Genomic DNA, 16,703 nt, shown 5'->3' with positions numbered 1-16,703 from the left:
ACTAATTAAGTTACTGCTTAGTAGTAGTGGGCAGTCGTAACTGGATCCCGCTCTCGCAGGCCCGAGGAGCCCCGAAATGCAACTCGCCGCGATCATCGTGTCGCTGGTGCTGACGGTCGTCGGCGTTGCGCTCATCACCCGAGCCGTCGCGCAGATCTACCGCTTCGTCCGTCTCGGACAGCCGGTACCCGCAGGCAGCCGCACCGACGACCCCAAGCAGCGGACGATCACCCTGGTCAAGGAGTTCCTCGGCCACACCCGGATGAACCGGTGGGGCATCGTCGGCTTCGCCCACTGGTTCGTCGCGATCGGCTTCCTGACGCTGCCGCCGACGCTGCTCCAGGCGTACGGGCAGCTCTTCCAGGCGGACTGGGTGCTGCCGATCATCGGCACGTTCCTGCCGTTCGAGATGTACATCGAGTTCATCGGCCTGATGACGGTCGTCGGCATCGTGGCGCTGATGGTGATCCGGCTGCTGAACCTGCCCTCCCGGGCCGGGCGCAAGTCGCGGTTCGCCGGCTCGAAGGCATGGCAGGCGTACTTCGTCGAGTACATCATCCTGACGATCGGCCTCGCGATCCTGGTGCTGCGCGGCCTTGAGGGCGCGATCCACCACGTCGACAGCTACGACGCCGCGTACTTCGTGTCGTACCCGCTGGTCCTCGCCTTCAAGGGGCTCGGCGTCGGCACCCTCCAGACACTTATCTACTTCACCGCGATGATCAAGATCGGCACCTCGCTGATCTGGATGATCACGGTCTCGCTCAACACCAACATGGGTGTCGCCTGGCACCGCTTCCTCGGCTTCCCGAACATCTGGTTCAAGCGGAACGCCGACGGCGACGTCGCGCTCGGCGCGCTCCAGCCGATGACGACGGGCGGCAAGGAGATCGACTGGGAGGACCCGGCCGATGACGCGGTCTTCGGCGTCTCCCAGGTCGAGCAGTTCTCCTGGAAGGGCATCCTGGACTTCTCCACCTGCACCGAGTGCGGCCGCTGCCAGTCGCAGTGCCCCGCGTGGAACACCGGCAAGCCGCTCTCCCCGAAGCTCCTGATCATGTCGCTGCGCGACCACGCGCACGCCAAGGCCCCCTACCTCCTGGCCGGCGGCGGCAAGGACATGGAGGGCAACGAGAAGGCCACCGAGGAGCAGCTCAAGGACGTCCCCGCGGCCGCCCTCGCCGAGGCCGAGCGCCCGCTCATCGGCACCGCCGAGGAGAACGGCGTCATCGACCCGGACGTGCTGTGGTCCTGCACCACCTGCGGTGCGTGCGTGGAGCAGTGCCCGGTCGACATCGAGCACATCGACCACATCGTCGACATGCGCCGCTACCAGGTGATGATCGAGTCCGCGTTCCCGTCCGAGGCGGGCACGATGCTCAAGAACCTGGAGAAGAAGGGCAACCCCTGGGGGCTGGCCAAGAAGGCGCGCGTGGAGTGGACCAAGGAGGTCGACTTCGAGGTCCCGATCGTCGGCAAGGACGTCGAGGACCTCACCGAGGTCGAGTACCTGTACTGGGTCGGCTGCGCGGGCGCGCTGGAGGACCGGGCCAAGAAGACCACCAAGGCTTTCGCGGAGCTGCTGCACATCGCGGGCGTCAAGTTCGCGATCATGGGCGGCGACGAGAAGTGCACCGGTGACTCCGCCCGCCGCCTGGGCAACGAGCCGCTGTTCCAGCAGCTCGGCCAGGAGAACGTCGCGATGCTGAACATGGCGTACGGCGAAGATGACGACGAGCCGGAGACGAAGAAGCCCAAGTCGTCGAAGAAGATCGTCGCGACCTGCCCGCACTGCTTCAACACGATCGCGAACGAGTACCCGCAGCTGGGCGGCGAGTACGAGGTCATCCATCACACGCAGCTGCTCCAGCACCTCATCGACGAGGGCAAGCTGATCCCGGTGACCCCGGTCGAGGGCCTGATCACGTACCACGACCCGTGCTACCTGGGCCGTCACAACAAGATCTACACCCCGCCGCGCGAGATCATCGCGAAGGTGCCGGGGCTGCGGAACGAGGAGATGCACCGCCACAAGGAGCGCGGCTTCTGCTGCGGCGCCGGCGGCGCGCGGATGTGGATGGAGGAGCGGATCGGCAAGCGCGTCAACAACGAGCGCGTCGACGAGGCCCTCGCCCTCAACCCGGACATCGTCTCGACCGCCTGCCCGTTCTGCCTGGTCATGCTGACCGACTCGGTCAACGGCAAGAAGAACGACGGCCAGGCCAAGGAGTCCATCCAGGTCGTGGACGTCTCGCAGCTCCTCCTGGAGTCGGTGAAGACCCCGGCCGATCCGGCGGGCGAGCCGGAGCAGGTGGACGCACCGGAGCCGGAACCGGCAAAGTAGCGGTTCGCGGCACGACAGCGCCGTAACACGGCAACACAGCACAGCAGCACGACGGAAGCGGCCGGACCTGCCTCGGGGGCAGGACCGGCCGCTTCCGCATGTACCAGGACCGGCCGCTTCCGCATGCACATCGGTATGTACATCGGTGCGAGCCCGATGTGCGCCAGGTGTGAGCCCGGACATGTACGCGGCGACGTATCTGGAGCATCATGTGCCCCGGAGGCCACAGGTGCGCGCCGGCTCCGCGGCGCCGAGTCCAGAAGCGGACCGCGATCACCGCCCCCTGGACCCACCCCACGACGACGACAGCGAACGAGGGCCCGTGCGCAGACGCATACCGCACCCGAAGGCGGCCACGGGGGCAGCTCCCCAGACGGCCCCACGGGCGGCCTCCGGGGCGGCCGCCGCCCTCGCCGCATCCTGCGCGGCGCTCCTGCTCACCGTCACGGCCTGCGAGGCCCCCTCGACCGCGCACGCCACCCCGCCGCCCACCTCAGCGGCCGCAGCGGACGGCAAGAACGGCGACACCGACCCGAAGGCCCGGGCCCAGGCCGAGATCGGGACCCGGCCCGGGGCGGCACGCGTCCCCGTCCCCCACGGCACCGGCAGCCACGCCCCGTACGACTTCAACGGCGACGGCCACCGCGACCTGGTCATCGACGACCTGGTCAAGGCCCCCGAGGACCTGCACGGCGACGACGCGGGCATCGGCATCGTCTACGGCACCGACGACCGCCCCCTGGACCCGGCCGCCCGCCAGCTGCTGAGCGCCCGGGCGAACGCGGCGAAGTCCGGCGACACCCTGCCCGCCGCGTTCGACGCCGAGGCCGCCTGCGACCTGGACCGGGACGGCTTCACGGACCTGATCGTCGGCACGGACCCCCCGTACAACGGCATCGGCGCCCCGCCCGTCCCCCTCCAGGTCCTCTTCGGCTCGCCGTCCGGCCTCACCGGCAGGGCGGTCACCCTGCGCATCCCGCGACAGGCCCGGTCCGGCGACGAGTGGCCCGAGCACCCGGTCTGCGGCGACTTCGACGGCGACGGCCGCACCGACCTCGCCGTGACCGCGAGCGGCGGGCAGGTCACCTTCCTGCACGGCCCCTTCACCCGCACCGGGACCGCGCGCAGCGCCGACCTGCTGCCGGACGGCGGCCCGTACCTGTACGCCCCCGAGCCCCGGGCCGACACCGACCGGGACGGTTACGACGACCTCGTCGCCGCCACCTCCCCGCACGCGCCCGGCCAGGCGGCCAGGGGCACCCTGCTGCTGGGCTCCGAGAACGGCCCGGCCCGCCCCGGGGGCGCGTACGCCTTCCCGGCCGAACACCTCCCCACGGCCCCCCTGAGCACCGCCGCCCCGACCCGCACCACGCTCCTGGACCACGGCGACTTCGACGGCGACAAGAAGACGGACACGGTGGTGCGTACGCACCGGGGCGAGGGCGAGGACATGATCGCCCTGTACGCGGCGGGTACCACGGACCGGCCCGTACTCGCCTTCTCCACGGCGCTGTTCCTCCCCTGAACTCTCCCTGCGCTCCCCGCCCCCACCGCCCCTAGGGGATGTCACAGCTCGGCCGCAATGGCGGACGGGTTCCCCCGGCCCCCGCTCCCCCCGCCCGGGGACCAGGTACGTTCGACGGGTGGCTGGATTCAGGATCGGACGCGGCCGGGACAACCGCACCCCGCAACAACCGCAGCAGCAGCGGCAGCAGCCGTACGGAGGGCAGGCACCACAGCCGCCGTACGGTGATCGGCCGTGGCCAACGGCAGGAGGCGGCGGCAACGGCGGGGCGCCACCGCCGTACGGAGCACCGCAGGGCGCCCCGTACAACGGCGACGGCTACGCGGGCAACGGGCACGACGGGTACGGACAGCGCCCCCAGGGCCAGGGACACGGCTCCCACGGCTCCCACGGCTCCCACGGCCAGGGTCCTCACGGTCACGGCGAGCCGGAGTACTTCGGCGACCCCTACGCCGGCCCCGCGCCCCACGACCCGTACGCCAACAACCCGGGTCACACGCAGGCGTTCAGCATCAACGAGGACCCGTACGGCGACGGCAACACCTACCGCGCCGGTCACGCCCCCGCCCAGCCGGCCGGCCCGCGCCTGCGCTGGAAGGAGCTGCTGACCGGCATCGTGACGCGCCCCGGGCCGACGTTCTGGCAGATGCGGGACTACCCGGTGTGGGGCCCGGCGCTGATCGTCACCTTCCTCTACGGCCTGCTCGCGCTGTTCGGCTTCGACCAGGCGCGCGAGGAAGCGATCAACGCGACGATCTCGACGGCCGTCCCGTACGTCCTGTTCACCGGCGTCGGCTTCGTCATCGGCGGCCTGGTCCTCGGCGCGGTGACCCACACCTTGGCCCGCCAGCTCGGCGGCACGGGTTCGTGGCAGCCGACAGTGGGCCTGTCGATGCTGATCATGTCGCTCACCGACGCGCCCCGCCTGCTGTTCGCCGTCTTCCTCGGCGGTGAGAACTCGCTGGTGCAGATCGTGGGCTGGCTGACCTGGCTGGCGGCCGGGGCGCTGTTCACGTCGATGGTGAGCAAGTCGCACGACCTGCCGTGGCCGAAGGCGCTGGGAGCGTCGGCGATCCAGCTGATCGCGCTGCTGTCGATCATCAAGCTGGGCACGATCTGAGGAATCCGCCACCCGGCGAAGGCCCCGGAGCGCATGCGCGCACACCGGCGTCCACTTCAGGCCCCGGCTGCTTCGCCCCGTCGACCGATCGTTGGTCGGCGGGGCGAAGTGCGTCTACGGGTAAGGGTGTTCGGGCTCATGATCGGCCGGCGAGGTGAGCGGTGGGGATCACACGCGAGGCGAGACGCTCTTCCCGTGGCCGCCGGATGCGCGGGCGGCACGACGGAGTCGGAAGTAGCTGTTGACGGCCGGGAGGAACATGAGCACCACGGCGGCGAGCACGGCGACCACATGCACCACACGGCTGGCCCCGAAGACCAGATCCATCGCTCCGGCCTCCGCGCTCCAGCCTCCGCCAGTCCCGCGCCCAAGCGGCCCTGGGCCAGGGCCTGGATCGGCTCAGCCACCATCGACGCCGTACCGACCACGCCGAGGCCCAGCGTCAGAACGATCCGGGCCCAACCATGGCCACGGCGCATCCGGTACGCGACCAGCAGCGCCACGGCGAAAACGGGCAGCCGCACGGCGAGGCCCACGGCGATCTCAGCCACGGAACCCGAGCCATGGAACCCGAGCCATCGACCGCCGGCCCGCCCACCGCCAACACCGTCGCCACGGCACCGGCCCTGCCCCGCGCGTACGCCAGGGGTTACCCCCACCGCACCCGCCCCTTCACGCCACTCCGCGGCACTTCACAGCACGCCGCCCCGCCGACCGAACGATCGACGGGGCGAGCAGCCAGGCCCCCGAACTCCTGCGCAAGCATCCGCATCCGCGCCGTATCCGCGTTCCCTGCGCATCCGACACTCCGGCACCCCGACACTCGGGACTCCGGGACTCCGGGACTCCGGGACTCCGGGACCCCCTCACGTACTACGTACGTAAGGGCGGCGCACGCACTACCCACGTATCGGGCCTACGCGTCCAGAACCTGGCCGTCCCGCCGAACGACGGGCTTCTTCACGCTCCAGGGGAAGTTGATCCACTGATCGGTCTTCTTCCACACGTACTCGCACTTCACGAGGGAGTGGGACTTCTCGTAGATGACCGCGCTGCGGACCTCGGCGACATGGTCGACGCAGAAGTCGTGGACGAGCTTGAGCGTCTTGCCGGTGTCGGCGACGTCGTCGGCGATCAGGACCTTCTTGTCGGAGAAGTCGATGGCGTTGGGCACGGGCGCCAGCATGACGGGCATCTCCAGGGTGGTCCCGACCCCGGTGTAGAACTCGACGTTCACGAGATGGATGTTCTTGCAGTCGAGCGCGTACGCAAGCCCGCCGGCGACGAACACGCCACCCCGAGCGATGCTGAGCACGACGTCGGGCTCGTACCCGTCGTCGGCGACGGCCTGCGCCAGCTCGCGCACGGCCCGCCCGAAGCCTTCGTAGGTGAGGTTTTCCCGCACGTCATTAGCCATGGTCGATCACACCTGGGTCCGATGGAAGTTCTGGAACGACCGCGAGGCTGTCGGACCCCGCTGCCCCTGGTACCGGGACTCGTACCGCTCGGAGCCGTACGGGAACTCGGAGGACGAGGTCAGCTTGAACAGGCACAGCTGCCCGATCTTCATGCCCGGCCAGAGCTTTATGGGCAGGGTCGCGAGGTTCGACAGCTCCAGGGTCACGTGCCCGGAGAACCCGGGGTCGATGAAGCCGGCCGTCGAGTGCGTCACCAGACCGAGCCGCCCCAGTGAACTCTTCCCCTCCAGCCGCGAGGCCAGATCGTCGGGGAGCGAGATCACCTCGTACGTGGACGCCAGCACGAACTCCCCGGGGTGCAGGATGAACGCCTCGTCGCCCTCGGGCTCGACCGTGCGGGTGAGATCGGGCTGTTCCACCGCCGGGTCGATGTGCGGATACCGGTGGTTCTCGAACACCCGGAAGTAGCGGTCCAGCCGCACGTCGATGCTCGACGGCTGCACCATCGACGGGTCGTACGGGTCAATGCGGACTCGCCCGGCGTCGATCTCGGCCCGGATGTCCTTGTCTGAGAGAAGCACGCCCCGAGGATACGCAGAAGGCACGACCCCACCCCAACCGGACCACGGCCCAGGCCCGCGGCCACCACCTCCACCGCTCCTACAGCTTCTTCCTCGGCCGCCACCTCCACCGCTCCTACAGCTTCTTCCTCGGCCGCCACCTCCACCGCTCCTACAGCGTCTCCCTCGCCCGCTCCCTCTCCTCCCTCAGCCTCCGCCCCTCGCTCCGCCTCTCCCTCACCGCTTCTCGGACCCCACAGGAACGGCCTGCCGCAACCGGGCACACCGGGGGCACCGGATCAACCGCCCCGGCCCGATCCGGTCGGCCCCGAGCTGCTGCATCGGAAACGACGAGGTAGCGAATACGTGCCCTTCGGCACAGCGGACGACGGTGCGCTCCATCGACTCCATCAAGCCCCTTCCCCAACCGCATACGGACGAGAAAGCCACATTAGGGGATGAACAGGACACCACCGCAACCGGCACTCCGACGCCTCACGCTACGCCCCCAACTCCCGCCCACCACACCCGCATCCACCCCACCCACCTCCCGGCGCACACACGAACGAGGCCCCACGGCTCATCCACCGGGGGCCTGACATGGGGTACAGTGTGTGACGATGCAACGCCGGTCATCGGCATGCTTCGCGGGTGTAGTTTAATGGTAGAACATGAGCTTCCCAAGCTCAGAGCGCGAGTTCGATTCTCGTCACCCGCTCTTTCGTAAAGCCCCAGGTCGGAGACCTGGGGCTTTATTGTTGTCTAGACCTCTCGGACGCTGCGTGCCATTCGCATGCCATAAGAGACCTCATGCGACGTCAGGCCAGATGGCCATCCGGACTACGCGTCATCGGGGATGACGCCTCGGACCAGACGGATCTAGCTCGAGTTCGCAACCCCGAGGTCGCACCTGCAGACCGGCAAAGTCGGCACGAGCCCGACAGAAACCGACCGGCACGAAGCCTGCTCCGCTATGCGCGCGAATGGGTGATGATGGCGCCGTAATCGTGGACCTGAGCAACTACGAGCTGGTGTGGCCGACATCGCTGTTCGTGTCGGAGGGGGAACGCATTCTGAGGACCAAGGGTTCTCGTTCCTTGTGGGAGGAACGCGTGGAGTGGCTCCTGACCGAGGCCCTTGTCGGATCAACGGCTGTAGCGGATTTCCAGGAGGTCGAGGCCAGCCATAGCGATTGGGGCTCCACACGGGAAAGCCGGTACAGGGGAGGCACTCGGGAAGACTGGTTCTCGGAGTTCGTCAGCCGTGCTTCGGAGATCCGGCTCGCCATCGCGCCCCGCCCGTACTGGCCTGAGCGGCATCGCCGCGGCTTGTCTGTCGATGGGAACAGCGCCCGAGACGCCCCGCCGCGACTTCGCACGGATCATCACTGCCTTCATGGACAACGGCTACCTGGTCGAGCAGTTCGGCGAGGAGTGCGTCGACGGGTCGGACGACCTACCCGACGCCTCCGCGCTGATTGAACGGCGCCTGGGCATTCCAGACCTGTGGCCCCTGGCTCCGGCCACCTGGGACGAGGACACCTTCTATGGTCTGATCGAGGTCTTCCACGACCTCGTAAGCCGTCCCCGACGCCGGAGCTTCCATTCCTACGGCGGGTGCGGCTGGCACCACTCGGAATTCCACAACGGACCGGCCCGCATCCTCTATCGCGCGAAGATCAACGATCTACTGCGCGAAGCCGGAATCGGGTACGAGCTCGCCGCTGAAGGTGAGGACCTGGGGCGGCTTGTTGCGATAACCGACGACTCGCGTCGTGAGCTGGTGCACCATGTCCTCAAAGACAGTCCTCCCGCCGTCACCGACCGCGTCCGGCATGCCATCGCACTCTTCCGCGCCCGCGACGCATCTCTGGAGAGCAAGCGGTCGGCCATCGTTGCCGCCGTCGGCATCCTGGAGGAGCGCCGCGCCCTGATCCGCGAGGACCTGGGAAAGCCTGACGATGGCGCGCTGTCGAAATCGCCAACAGATTCGGCCTACGTCACCGTCGCGCGGACCAACTCGCCAACTACAGCGACGCCTTCCTCGACTGGATCTTCTGGTGGTACCTCGCCACCGTCGAACTGACCAACAAACTGATCGAGGCAGCGGAACCCCCGAAGGCCGGCCCCGCATCCGAGCCTCCCTTTTAGGGGGTGAGGGGCAGCAGGCGGAGGTCCACTCTGGACCTCCGCCTGCTGCCCCTCACCTCACCCGCGCAGCTCCATCCGAGCCCGAGGGCGGAACCGGGAACCTGTGGACAAGGGTCGTGCCTCCACCTGGACTCCGCACCGTCGTGCGCTGCCGGCGTACGTCGGCGTCGATATCGTCGGCAAGCTTGCGCTGATGCGCCTTCGTGGAGTGCTGGTAGATCAGCTGGGCCCGTTCCGAGGACTGGCCGGCGCGGACCATGAGGTCCTTCAGCTTGGCACCGGTGTCAGCAGCGAGTGGGCGGTCAGGAACAGAGGCCGGTGCTCCGGTTGGTCCAGTAGCAGCCGTCGTCGATGGCCGGGCTCTTCGGGTGTCGCCCCCTGCGGCTCGCGGCACGACCAAGCCCGATCATCCTCCAGAAGCGCCTGCGATTCTGTCCTCCAACAGCTCCAACGCCTCCTCCCACCGGAAGCGGTCCGCTCCACCTCCCGTCTTCGGCCGGTGCGGCTCGTACGACCCGATCCGTACGCCCATCCCGCGGAGCTGGTCCAGGCTCCGGCCGTACGCCGGGTGGGCGGCCATGGCCGTGTTCACGTACGGGAGGACGGCGGTCGGGATGCCCATCCCATACGCCTCGCACAGGATGCCGAGAGCCAGGGTGTCGGCGATGCCGGCCGTCCATTTGTTGATCGTGTTGAAGGTGGCGGGCGCGACGGCGATGGCGTCGGCGGGTGGCAGCGGGCGCGGGTCTCCGGGACTGCGCCAGGCCGAGCGGATCGGGTAGCCGGTCTGGGCCTCGATCGCTTCCGTGTCGAGGAAGCCGAGCCCTTGGGGCGTAGCTACGGCCCCGACGCCCCAGCCCCTGTCCTGTGCGGCGGTAATCAGCTTGTGAGTGTCACCCGCGATCCCGGCTGCGCAGCCCACGACGTACAGGAAGGGTTGTGTCGTCACGCTGGGGCTCCCAGTCGTCGGCTCAGGCGGTGGAGTTCGGGCAGCGTACGTCGCCGGTCACGGGCGGCCATGTCGACCACCAGGTCGCGGACCGCGGGGCGACGTACGTCCTGGGCGGCGCAGGATTCGGCGATACGGAGAGCTTGGTAGCCCTCCGCGAGGCGGCCCTGCTGGTTGTAAGCGCGGGCTGCTTCGACCCACAGGGCCGCTCGGCGTTCTGGGACGGGGATGTGCCGCCGCATGAGGGGTGCGGCGGTGTTCAGGGCGATGCCCGCATCACCGAAGGCGACTGCGGCGCTCACGGCGTGCAGGGAGAGGTTGGTGGGGCTGAAGTTCGCCCAGGCGTCGGGCTGGTCAAGCGCGACGTAGCGGGCGACGTTCCGGGCTTCGTCGAGGAATTCGCGTGTGGCAGCGCGGTCTCCGGCTGTGCTGGCGGCTGTGACGCCCCGGAGGAGGAGTAGCCCCACAGCGGCCAGGTAGCGAGGGGACCGCTGGTCGTATGCCCCGGCGAGCTGGCCCGCCGTGTGCCGGACGAGAGTGACGGCTTGGGCGGTGTGTTTCTCTCGGGTCAGGACGTGGGCGTGCACGCGGACGCTGGAGGCGAGGACAACGGGGTCGCCGGAGCGCTCGGCTTCGGAGAGGGCGCGGCCTACCGCGAGCCAGGCATTGCCGTGGTCGCCCTGCTTGAGCAGCAGGCTGGTCGACGTCTGATACGCGGTGGCCAGGAGTCCGGACGCTTCGGTCCCGTTGCGGTGGCCAGCCGCAGCCTCCCGCAGGTCGGCGAGCAAGGCGGGCAGGACGGTTTCCAACTGTACGTAGTCGCACACGGAGAACAGGCGCCGGGCGGCGGCGACGCGGGACTCCAGAGTGGCTGTGTCCGAGGCTCCTGCCTGAGCGGACGTGATCTGGGGGCCGGGGAGAAGGGCGCGGACGAGGTCGGCGTGAGCGGCCGTGGCAGGCGCGGTGTGGGCCGTGAAGGAGGCGATGCTCCCGGCGAGGAAGGTGCGGCGGCGCATGTCTTCTGTCTCGGGATCGTCGGTCGGTTCTGTGGGCGGGCCGGCAGTGCTGAGGCCGAGGAGGCGTAGAGGGATGCGGAGTTCGGCTGCGACTGCGCGTAAGACCCGGGTGTCTTCCGTACCCCGCCCGTTCTCCAGACGGCTGAGCTTCGACTGGTGGTAGCCCAGGGCGGTGGCAACGTCGGTCTGCGAGCGGCCGGTGCGCTGGCGGGCGTGCTTGATCGCCTCGCCGATCTTCCCGGCTTCGGTCTTCACGTCTGCCATCCATGCCCTTCCGTCCTCACCGAGCATGCCCTCGTGAACGAGCGTAGGCGAGCGGCGCAGGGGCTTCATGCAGCTTCTGCATAGACGATGCGGTATGGGCACAGGGCATCGCGCACTGCTTTGTGAGCACGGTTTCTTGGGGTGGTCGCAACCGACTCCTGGAGGCCGCTCGTGGAAGCGCACCAGCTCACCTTTACTCTCCCGCCGACACCGGTTGCCGTGCCCGTGGCGCGGCGCCGGGTGCGTGAGGCCATAGCCGCATGGCCGGCAGTGCTCGCGATTCCGGAAGTCGCCCACACGGTCGAGTTGGTCGTCAGCGAGCTCGTCACGAACGCGGTCCGTCACGCCGGCCACCAGTCGATCGGCGTCAGGGCTCAGCCCTCCGGCGGGGTTGTGCGGGTGGAGGTCAGCGACGCGAGCCGCGACGCGCCGAAGCCGGCGCTGCCGGACGAGGACAGCGAGGGCGGACGCGGTCTCTTCCTCATCGGCGTCCTCGCGGACCGCTTCGGTACGACCACGACGGACTCCGGCAAGTGCTGCTGGGCCGAGATCGACGCGTCGGTTCCACCTTCCGCCGGGGCTGTATCCGCCTCGGCCCCTCCTACACAGAGGAGTTGCACGTGAATACCTGTGCCCCCGCAGTCACGTCCGAAGTCATCGCGATCCGACCCGGACGACCCCTCACCGGTGCCGTGAGGGTCGACGGCTCAAAGAACGCCGCGCTCCCGCTCATCGCGGCTGCAGCCGCCCTCCTTCGACCCGTACGCCTCGACAACGTGCCTGCCAGCTCCGACGTACGGACTCTGCTCGACCTGCTACGGCAGGCGGGCTGGAACGCCGCTCACCCGGTCAATGACGGCCCAAGCACCCTTGTGCTCCCCGGTGAGACGGATCTGGCGCCCGAGGATCTGGGTGAGGCCGCATCCAGCATCCGTGCTTCGTACTACCTCGTCCCTGCCCTTATCGCCCGGTGCGGCCGGGCCCGGCTGCCCTGGCCCGGCGGGTGCCGGATCGGCGACCGTGGCATGGAACAGCACTTCAAGGTGCACGAAGCCTTCGGTGACCGGATCCGCGTGGATGATCGCGGGTACCTGGTCGAAGTCGGCAAGGCGGTACGGGGCACGGTGTCGTTGGTCCTGCCGTTTCGCTCACGCGGGGCGACGATCGCCGCGATCCTGCGCGCCGTGGTCGCCGGTACCCCGCTTCGGCTCGGTCCGCCGAACCTCTCTCCGGAGGTCCTCGGCGTTGTGAACGCGCTGAAGGCCATCGGTTACGAGTGCCGTGCCGGTGAGCGCGTCCTCACCCTCGTAGCACCGTCCTCCGTTTCGCAGGACGTACCTGCCTGGAAAGTGCCAGGAGACAAGATCGAGGCCGGGACACTGGCCTGTGCCGTGGCGGCAACCGGCGGCACCGCCCGGGTCGAAGGAGTCCACGGCTCCGACATAGCACCGCTGATTGCGGCGCTGAACCGGGTGGGCATCCCTACCGCCTTCGAAGCCGAGGCGCTCGTCGTACAAGGTCAGGACATCCAGCCGACCGGTCGGCCGCTCCGGGCCATGGCCTCCCTCGCCCCCAACGGCCTCGACGCCGACTTCGAGCCACCGCTCCTCGGCCTCGCCCTGGGATTCCCCGGCACCCATTTCTTCTCTGACCCGATCAACCCCGGCCGCCACAGCAACCTCATCCCTCAACTCGTCCGCATGGGCGGAGACATCACCGAACTGTCCACCACCGAATGCCGGTTCACCGGACCGCAGCGGCTCACGGGTGCCGGAGTGGAGGCGACCGACATCCGCACGGGTTCGGCGCTGATGATCGCCGGGCTCACCGCTCGAGGCGTCACCACACTCGGCAGAGTCGACCAGATCCGCCGCGGCCACGCCGACCTGCCCGGCAAGCTCCTCGCACTCGGCGCCGACATCTGCGAGGTCACCTCATGACCGAGCCGAGACGCCTCCAGCGCATCATCGCCACCACCGACTTCCACTCGGCGTTCGACGACGCCGCACCGATGCTCGCACACCTGCACGCCATGAGACACGACAGCCTCGTCGTCGACTGCGGGGACTTCTTCGAGGGGACGGGCTACTACCGGCTCGGCCGGGGACGCATCGAGCGAGACGTCCTCCTCCGCCTCTACGATGCCGTCGTTCCGGGCAATCACGGCTGGGGCCATCACCTTGAACCCGCCCTCCACGACATCACCGTGTGCGCGAACGTCGTCGGCGACGACACCGGTGAGCCGCTCTTCCACCGAGTCCGCCTGGTGCACATCGGCACCCGCCGCATCGCACTCACGGGCATCATCGGGCCGCAGGCGTTCAACGCCATCCCACCCGACCAGCGCGCCGGCCACCGTGTCGTCGAGCCCATGCGTGCACTGCGCGAGCTGATGCTGGCCCATCACCACCACGCGGACTCCTGGGTGGTTCTGAGCCACTCCGGGTTCGACGAGGACCTCAAGCTGGCCGCCGCCTGCCCGTTCCTGGACGTCGTCTTCGCCGGACACTGCCACAGCAACCGTCCGAAGCCGGTGCCCGTCGGAGACACGCTCGTCCTCAAGGGACGCGAGCTGGCAGCGGGATACGCACTCGCGCAGCCCTTGCACTCCGGCTGGGCGGGTCGACTGGCCGACTTTCCAGCAGCAGGCGGTCTTCCGGACGAGCTCACGCCGGTACGAGAAGCCATCGACACTGTCCGCGAGGAGCTGCGCACACCGCTCGGACCGATCCGGCATCCGTACGAGAACCGCCTTCTCGAACGTCGGGCCCTCCTCCAGGACCTCTCCAACCGCCTCCACAGCGGCCTGGGCGCCGAAGCCGTCGTACTCAACGAGACGGCCCTCCGTGCGGTCCAGCTCGGGACCACGCTCACCACAGGAACGCTCCTTGCTGTCGAGCCTTTCAACAACCAGCTCGTCCATGCCTGCGTGCCCGAGCCCTTCGCCACAGACCCGGCGGCCCTCCTCTCTCATCTCGCGGAGAGAGCCGGCCCGATCGTGTTCGCTCCCGAGCCCCTGCCCGACCGCGTGCCGACCGTATTCACCACTGGCTATCTGGCCGAGACGTACCTCGGAGGCCGTACCCAACAGGCTGGCATCCCCCTCGGCCAAGCCGTGCAGCACACGCTCACCGATGGAGGCTTGCGATGATCCTCACCGGTCCCGAGATCACCCAGGCCGCGACCGACGGCCGCATCCGCATCTCCCCGTTCGAACCGACGCAGGTCAACCCGAACAGCTACAACGTCCGTCTCGGCGGGACCCTGCTCACGTACGCCGACGACACGCTCGATGCCCACCAGCCGAATCCCACCGTGCCGATCGAGATCGGCCCCGACGGCTACGAACTTCAACCCGGCCAGCTCTACCTCGGCCACACCATTGAAGAGGTCGGCTCCAACACGTTCGTGCCGCTGCTCTTCGGCCGGTCCTCGGTAGGCCGCCTCGGCCTGTTCGTGGAGATCACCGCACCCATTGGCGACATCGGTTTTCACGGTCAGTGGACGCTCATGCTCTCCTCGATAAGGCCGTTGCGTGTGTACCCCGGCATGCGGATCGGCCAGATCATGTTCTTCGTGTCCGTCGGCCCGGTGGCGCTCTACGCGGGCAAGTACCAGTCCGCTGCCGGCCCCCAGCCCTCCGCGTACTGGCGCGACCTCGCCGCCTTACGGGCGGTGGCCTCGTGATCCTCACCGGACCAGCCATCGTCGCCGCCAGAGCCGCCGACGAGATCACTATCGAGCCGTACGAGCCGCAGAGGGTGTCCCCCAACGCCTACGACTGGAGCCTCGGCGACACCCTGCGCTTCCACGACGGCTCCTTGGACGCAGCCAAGCCGACCGAGTTCCAGGAGGTGCCGATCCCCGCCACCGGCTACGTGCTGCGGCCGGAGGTCCTCTACCTGGGAGCGACGTACGAGCGAACCGGCTCGGAGACGTACGCGCAGCTCCTCAACGGCAACCGAACGATCGGCGCGCTCGGCATCTGGGTCCACGTCTCCGCGCCCCTCGGACACCAGGGCCACGCCATCCGCTGGACCCTGGAGATCCGCGCCAGCCGACCGGTCCGGATCTACCCACGCATGACCTTCGGAAAGCTGGTCTTCCTCCAGGCCCTCGGCGCTACGGCCAGCTACCAGGACCACGGCCTCAAATACCGAAGCAGCCAGGGCATCGAAACGTCCCGCCTCTACGAGGAAAATCCTGGAGGCCCCGCGTGAACCCCACCGTCCTCACAGCCCTCGACTTGCCGTTCCCGAGCCCTGGCGGCAGTGTCGAGCTCTTCCTGGACCTGTACACCGGCAGCGATCCGCTCCTGCCCGCCCGAGCCTTCATGCTCGCGCCGGAGGGCAGGGGGCCGAGGCTGACGGCACCAGCAGGGCTGGGTCTGGTGGAGGCGCCGGGCAAGTGCCTGACTGGATATGCCTTTCAGCGCTACGTCGCCACCCTCCAGCGGGCGCTGGTCAGGGCGGTAGATCCAGCAGACGTCGGAATCCTGCATCTGCAACACCTCGCATTCGGGGCGACACCAGCGTTGGTCCGGGCCTTCCCCCAGCACCCCCGAATCGCATTGGTGCACGGCACCGATCTGATCTTCGCCGAAGCACACCGCGAGCAGCTCCAGGCCCTGCGAGCGACCGCCCGCGCCGCCGACGCCATCGTCGTACCCACCAACGCGATGGCCGATCACCTTCTCAAGCTCTCTCCGGAGACCGACCGCCGCAAGATCACCCGTATCCCGTGGGGAATCCCCGACCACCTCCTCACTCAGCCGCCGACCCAGCCCGTACGCACGACCGGGGGCCACTTCCGCTTGCTGTACGCGGGTCGGCTCACCGCTGAGAAGGGCGTGGAAGCGCTGATCCGGAGCGTGGCCCCGCTCAAGGGCGTCGAACTTTCGATCGCCGCTCCCAGCTCTCAGTTCCGGGCGCTGGCCCCACAGCTACAGCAAGCAGGGGTGAGGGCCCGCTATCTCGGATGGCTCCGCCGCCCCCAGCTGTGGAGAACGTTTGCCGAGCACGACCTACTCGTCATGCCCTCCACAACCCTGGAGGCCATGGGCCTGGTCGCCCTCGAAGCCCAAGCCTGCGGACTCCCCGTCCTGTACCAGCCGGTCCCCGGCCTCAACGAAGCCCTCGGCCCCTCCGGTATGACCGCCGACTTCACCCGCCCCTCCGCGCTCAGCCGGGATCTGGATCGCTTGCGAACCGAACCCGGGCTCCTCGCCGCTCGCAGACAGGCCGGATATGCCAACGCTGCCCTATACCCACTGTCGAAGACCGCCCGAGATCTGACCGGCCTCAGCCGCCAGCTCACCTGAGAACAGCGGGCCGGGCAACGCGCCCTGCATCCCAGCG

The 16,703-nt window shown here is 68.7% G+C and carries 14 protein-coding genes, 1 tRNA gene and 2 pseudogenes; 11 read left to right on the top strand and 6 right to left on the bottom strand.

Translation table 11 applies throughout. The features are described 5' to 3' along the window. Nucleotides 1-76 precede the first annotated feature (76 nt). The 3 genes from ACLJPL_RS05445 (at nt 77) to ACLJPL_RS05435 (ending at nt 4,989) form a co-directional block, all read left to right on the top strand. Entirely contained in the window at nt 77-2,344 is a 2,268-nt protein-coding gene (locus ACLJPL_RS05445) for a heterodisulfide reductase-related iron-sulfur binding cluster (protein ID WP_411079537.1), read from the top strand. A gap of 322 nt (nt 2,345-2,666) precedes the next feature. Continuing rightward, a complete protein-coding gene (locus tag ACLJPL_RS05440; protein WP_411079536.1) occupies nt 2,667-3,869 on the top strand; it encodes an FG-GAP repeat domain-containing protein in 1,203 nt (400 codons plus the stop codon). 118 nt (nt 3,870-3,987) lie between these two features. Then, the gene (locus ACLJPL_RS05435) at nt 3,988-4,989 is read left to right on the top strand and encodes a Yip1 family protein (RefSeq protein ID WP_411079535.1); all 1,002 of its coding nucleotides are present in this window, start codon (nt 3,988-3,990) and stop codon (nt 4,987-4,989) included. A 168-nt stretch (nt 4,990-5,157) separates the two neighbouring features. On the opposite strand, the gene ACLJPL_RS05430 is transcribed toward ACLJPL_RS05435, so the two are convergent. The 3 genes from ACLJPL_RS05430 to dcd (ACLJPL_RS05420) all read right to left on the bottom strand — a co-directional run bounded on the left by ACLJPL_RS05430 (nt 5,158) and on the right by dcd (ACLJPL_RS05420) (nt 6,988). Then, a complete protein-coding gene (locus ACLJPL_RS05430) occupies nt 5,158-5,316 on the bottom strand; it encodes a hypothetical protein (RefSeq protein WP_411079534.1) in 159 nt (52 codons plus the stop codon). Nucleotides 5,317-5,905: 589 nt separating this feature from the next. After that, nucleotides 5,906-6,406, bottom strand: coding sequence for a phosphoribosyltransferase (locus ACLJPL_RS05425; RefSeq protein ID WP_411079533.1), 501 nt, complete (start codon nt 6,404-6,406; stop codon nt 5,906-5,908). 6 nt (nt 6,407-6,412) lie between these two features. Then, nucleotides 6,413-6,988, bottom strand: coding sequence for a dCTP deaminase (gene dcd / locus ACLJPL_RS05420; RefSeq protein WP_050358434.1), 576 nt, complete (start codon nt 6,986-6,988; stop codon nt 6,413-6,415). Between the two features lie 626 nt (nt 6,989-7,614). On the opposite strand from dcd (ACLJPL_RS05420), the gene ACLJPL_RS05415 reads away from it, so the two are divergent. Together ACLJPL_RS05415 and ACLJPL_RS05410 are read left to right on the top strand one after the other, a co-directional pair. After that, nucleotides 7,615-7,685, top strand: a tRNA-Gly gene (locus ACLJPL_RS05415). Nucleotides 7,686-7,950: 265 nt separating this feature from the next. After that, nucleotides 7,951-9,117 (top strand): annotated as a pseudogene (locus ACLJPL_RS05410) (hypothetical protein). 52 nt (nt 9,118-9,169) lie between these two features. Here the strand turns inward: ACLJPL_RS05410 and ACLJPL_RS05405 are convergent. The 3 genes and pseudogenes from ACLJPL_RS05405 to ACLJPL_RS05395 form a co-directional block, all read right to left on the bottom strand. Then, nucleotides 9,170-9,412, bottom strand: a pseudogene (locus ACLJPL_RS05405) (site-specific integrase); the annotation flags it as partial. 111 nt (nt 9,413-9,523) lie between these two features. Further along, entirely contained in the window at nt 9,524-10,066 is a 543-nt protein-coding gene (locus tag ACLJPL_RS05400) for a flavoprotein (RefSeq protein WP_411079532.1), read from the bottom strand. Further along, entirely contained in the window at nt 10,063-11,346 is a 1,284-nt protein-coding gene (locus ACLJPL_RS05395; RefSeq protein WP_411079531.1) for a helix-turn-helix domain-containing protein, read from the bottom strand. The genes ACLJPL_RS05400 and ACLJPL_RS05395 overlap by 4 nt, the downstream gene beginning before the upstream one ends. Nucleotides 11,347-11,487: 141 nt before the next feature. Here ACLJPL_RS05395 and ACLJPL_RS05390 point away from each other — a divergent pair, with 141 nt between their 5' ends. Genes ACLJPL_RS05390 through ACLJPL_RS05365 form a run of 6 tightly spaced genes read left to right on the top strand, consistent with a single transcriptional unit; the run spans nt 11,488 to nt 16,666 of the window. Then, nucleotides 11,488-11,970, top strand: coding sequence for an ATP-binding protein (locus ACLJPL_RS05390; protein ID WP_411079530.1), 483 nt, complete (start codon nt 11,488-11,490; stop codon nt 11,968-11,970). Continuing rightward, the gene (locus ACLJPL_RS05385; protein WP_411080015.1) at nt 11,967-13,286 is read left to right on the top strand and encodes a UDP-N-acetylglucosamine 1-carboxyvinyltransferase; all 1,320 of its coding nucleotides are present in this window, start codon (nt 11,967-11,969) and stop codon (nt 13,284-13,286) included. Before ACLJPL_RS05390 ends, ACLJPL_RS05385 begins: the two co-directional genes overlap by 4 nt. Further along, nucleotides 13,283-14,497, top strand: a complete 1,215-nt coding sequence (locus ACLJPL_RS05380; protein ID WP_411079529.1) for a metallophosphoesterase — start codon at nt 13,283-13,285, stop codon at nt 14,495-14,497. Before ACLJPL_RS05385 ends, ACLJPL_RS05380 begins: the two co-directional genes overlap by 4 nt. After that, complete coding sequence (gene dcd / locus ACLJPL_RS05375; RefSeq protein ID WP_411079528.1) at nt 14,494-15,033, top strand: dCTP deaminase; 540 nt, start codon at nt 14,494-14,496, stop codon at nt 15,031-15,033. Before ACLJPL_RS05380 ends, dcd (ACLJPL_RS05375) begins: the two co-directional genes overlap by 4 nt. Next, on the top strand, nt 15,030-15,566 hold the full coding sequence (locus tag ACLJPL_RS05370; protein ID WP_411079527.1) for a dCTP deaminase domain-containing protein: 537 nt from the start codon (nt 15,030-15,032) through the stop codon (nt 15,564-15,566). The genes dcd (ACLJPL_RS05375) and ACLJPL_RS05370 overlap by 4 nt, the downstream gene beginning before the upstream one ends. Then, nucleotides 15,563-16,666 (top strand): glycosyltransferase family 4 protein, encoded by a 1,104-nt coding sequence (locus tag ACLJPL_RS05365; RefSeq protein ID WP_411079526.1) that lies wholly within the window; start codon nt 15,563-15,565, stop codon nt 16,664-16,666. The genes ACLJPL_RS05370 and ACLJPL_RS05365 overlap by 4 nt, the downstream gene beginning before the upstream one ends. Nucleotides 16,667-16,703 lie beyond the last annotated feature (37 nt).

The organism is Streptomyces sp. cmx-18-6, assembly GCF_046548915.1.
In the GTDB taxonomy this organism is placed as follows: Bacteria; Actinomycetota; Actinomycetes; order Streptomycetales; family Streptomycetaceae; genus Streptomyces.
This window is presented reverse-complemented; position numbering and strand designations above follow the sequence as displayed.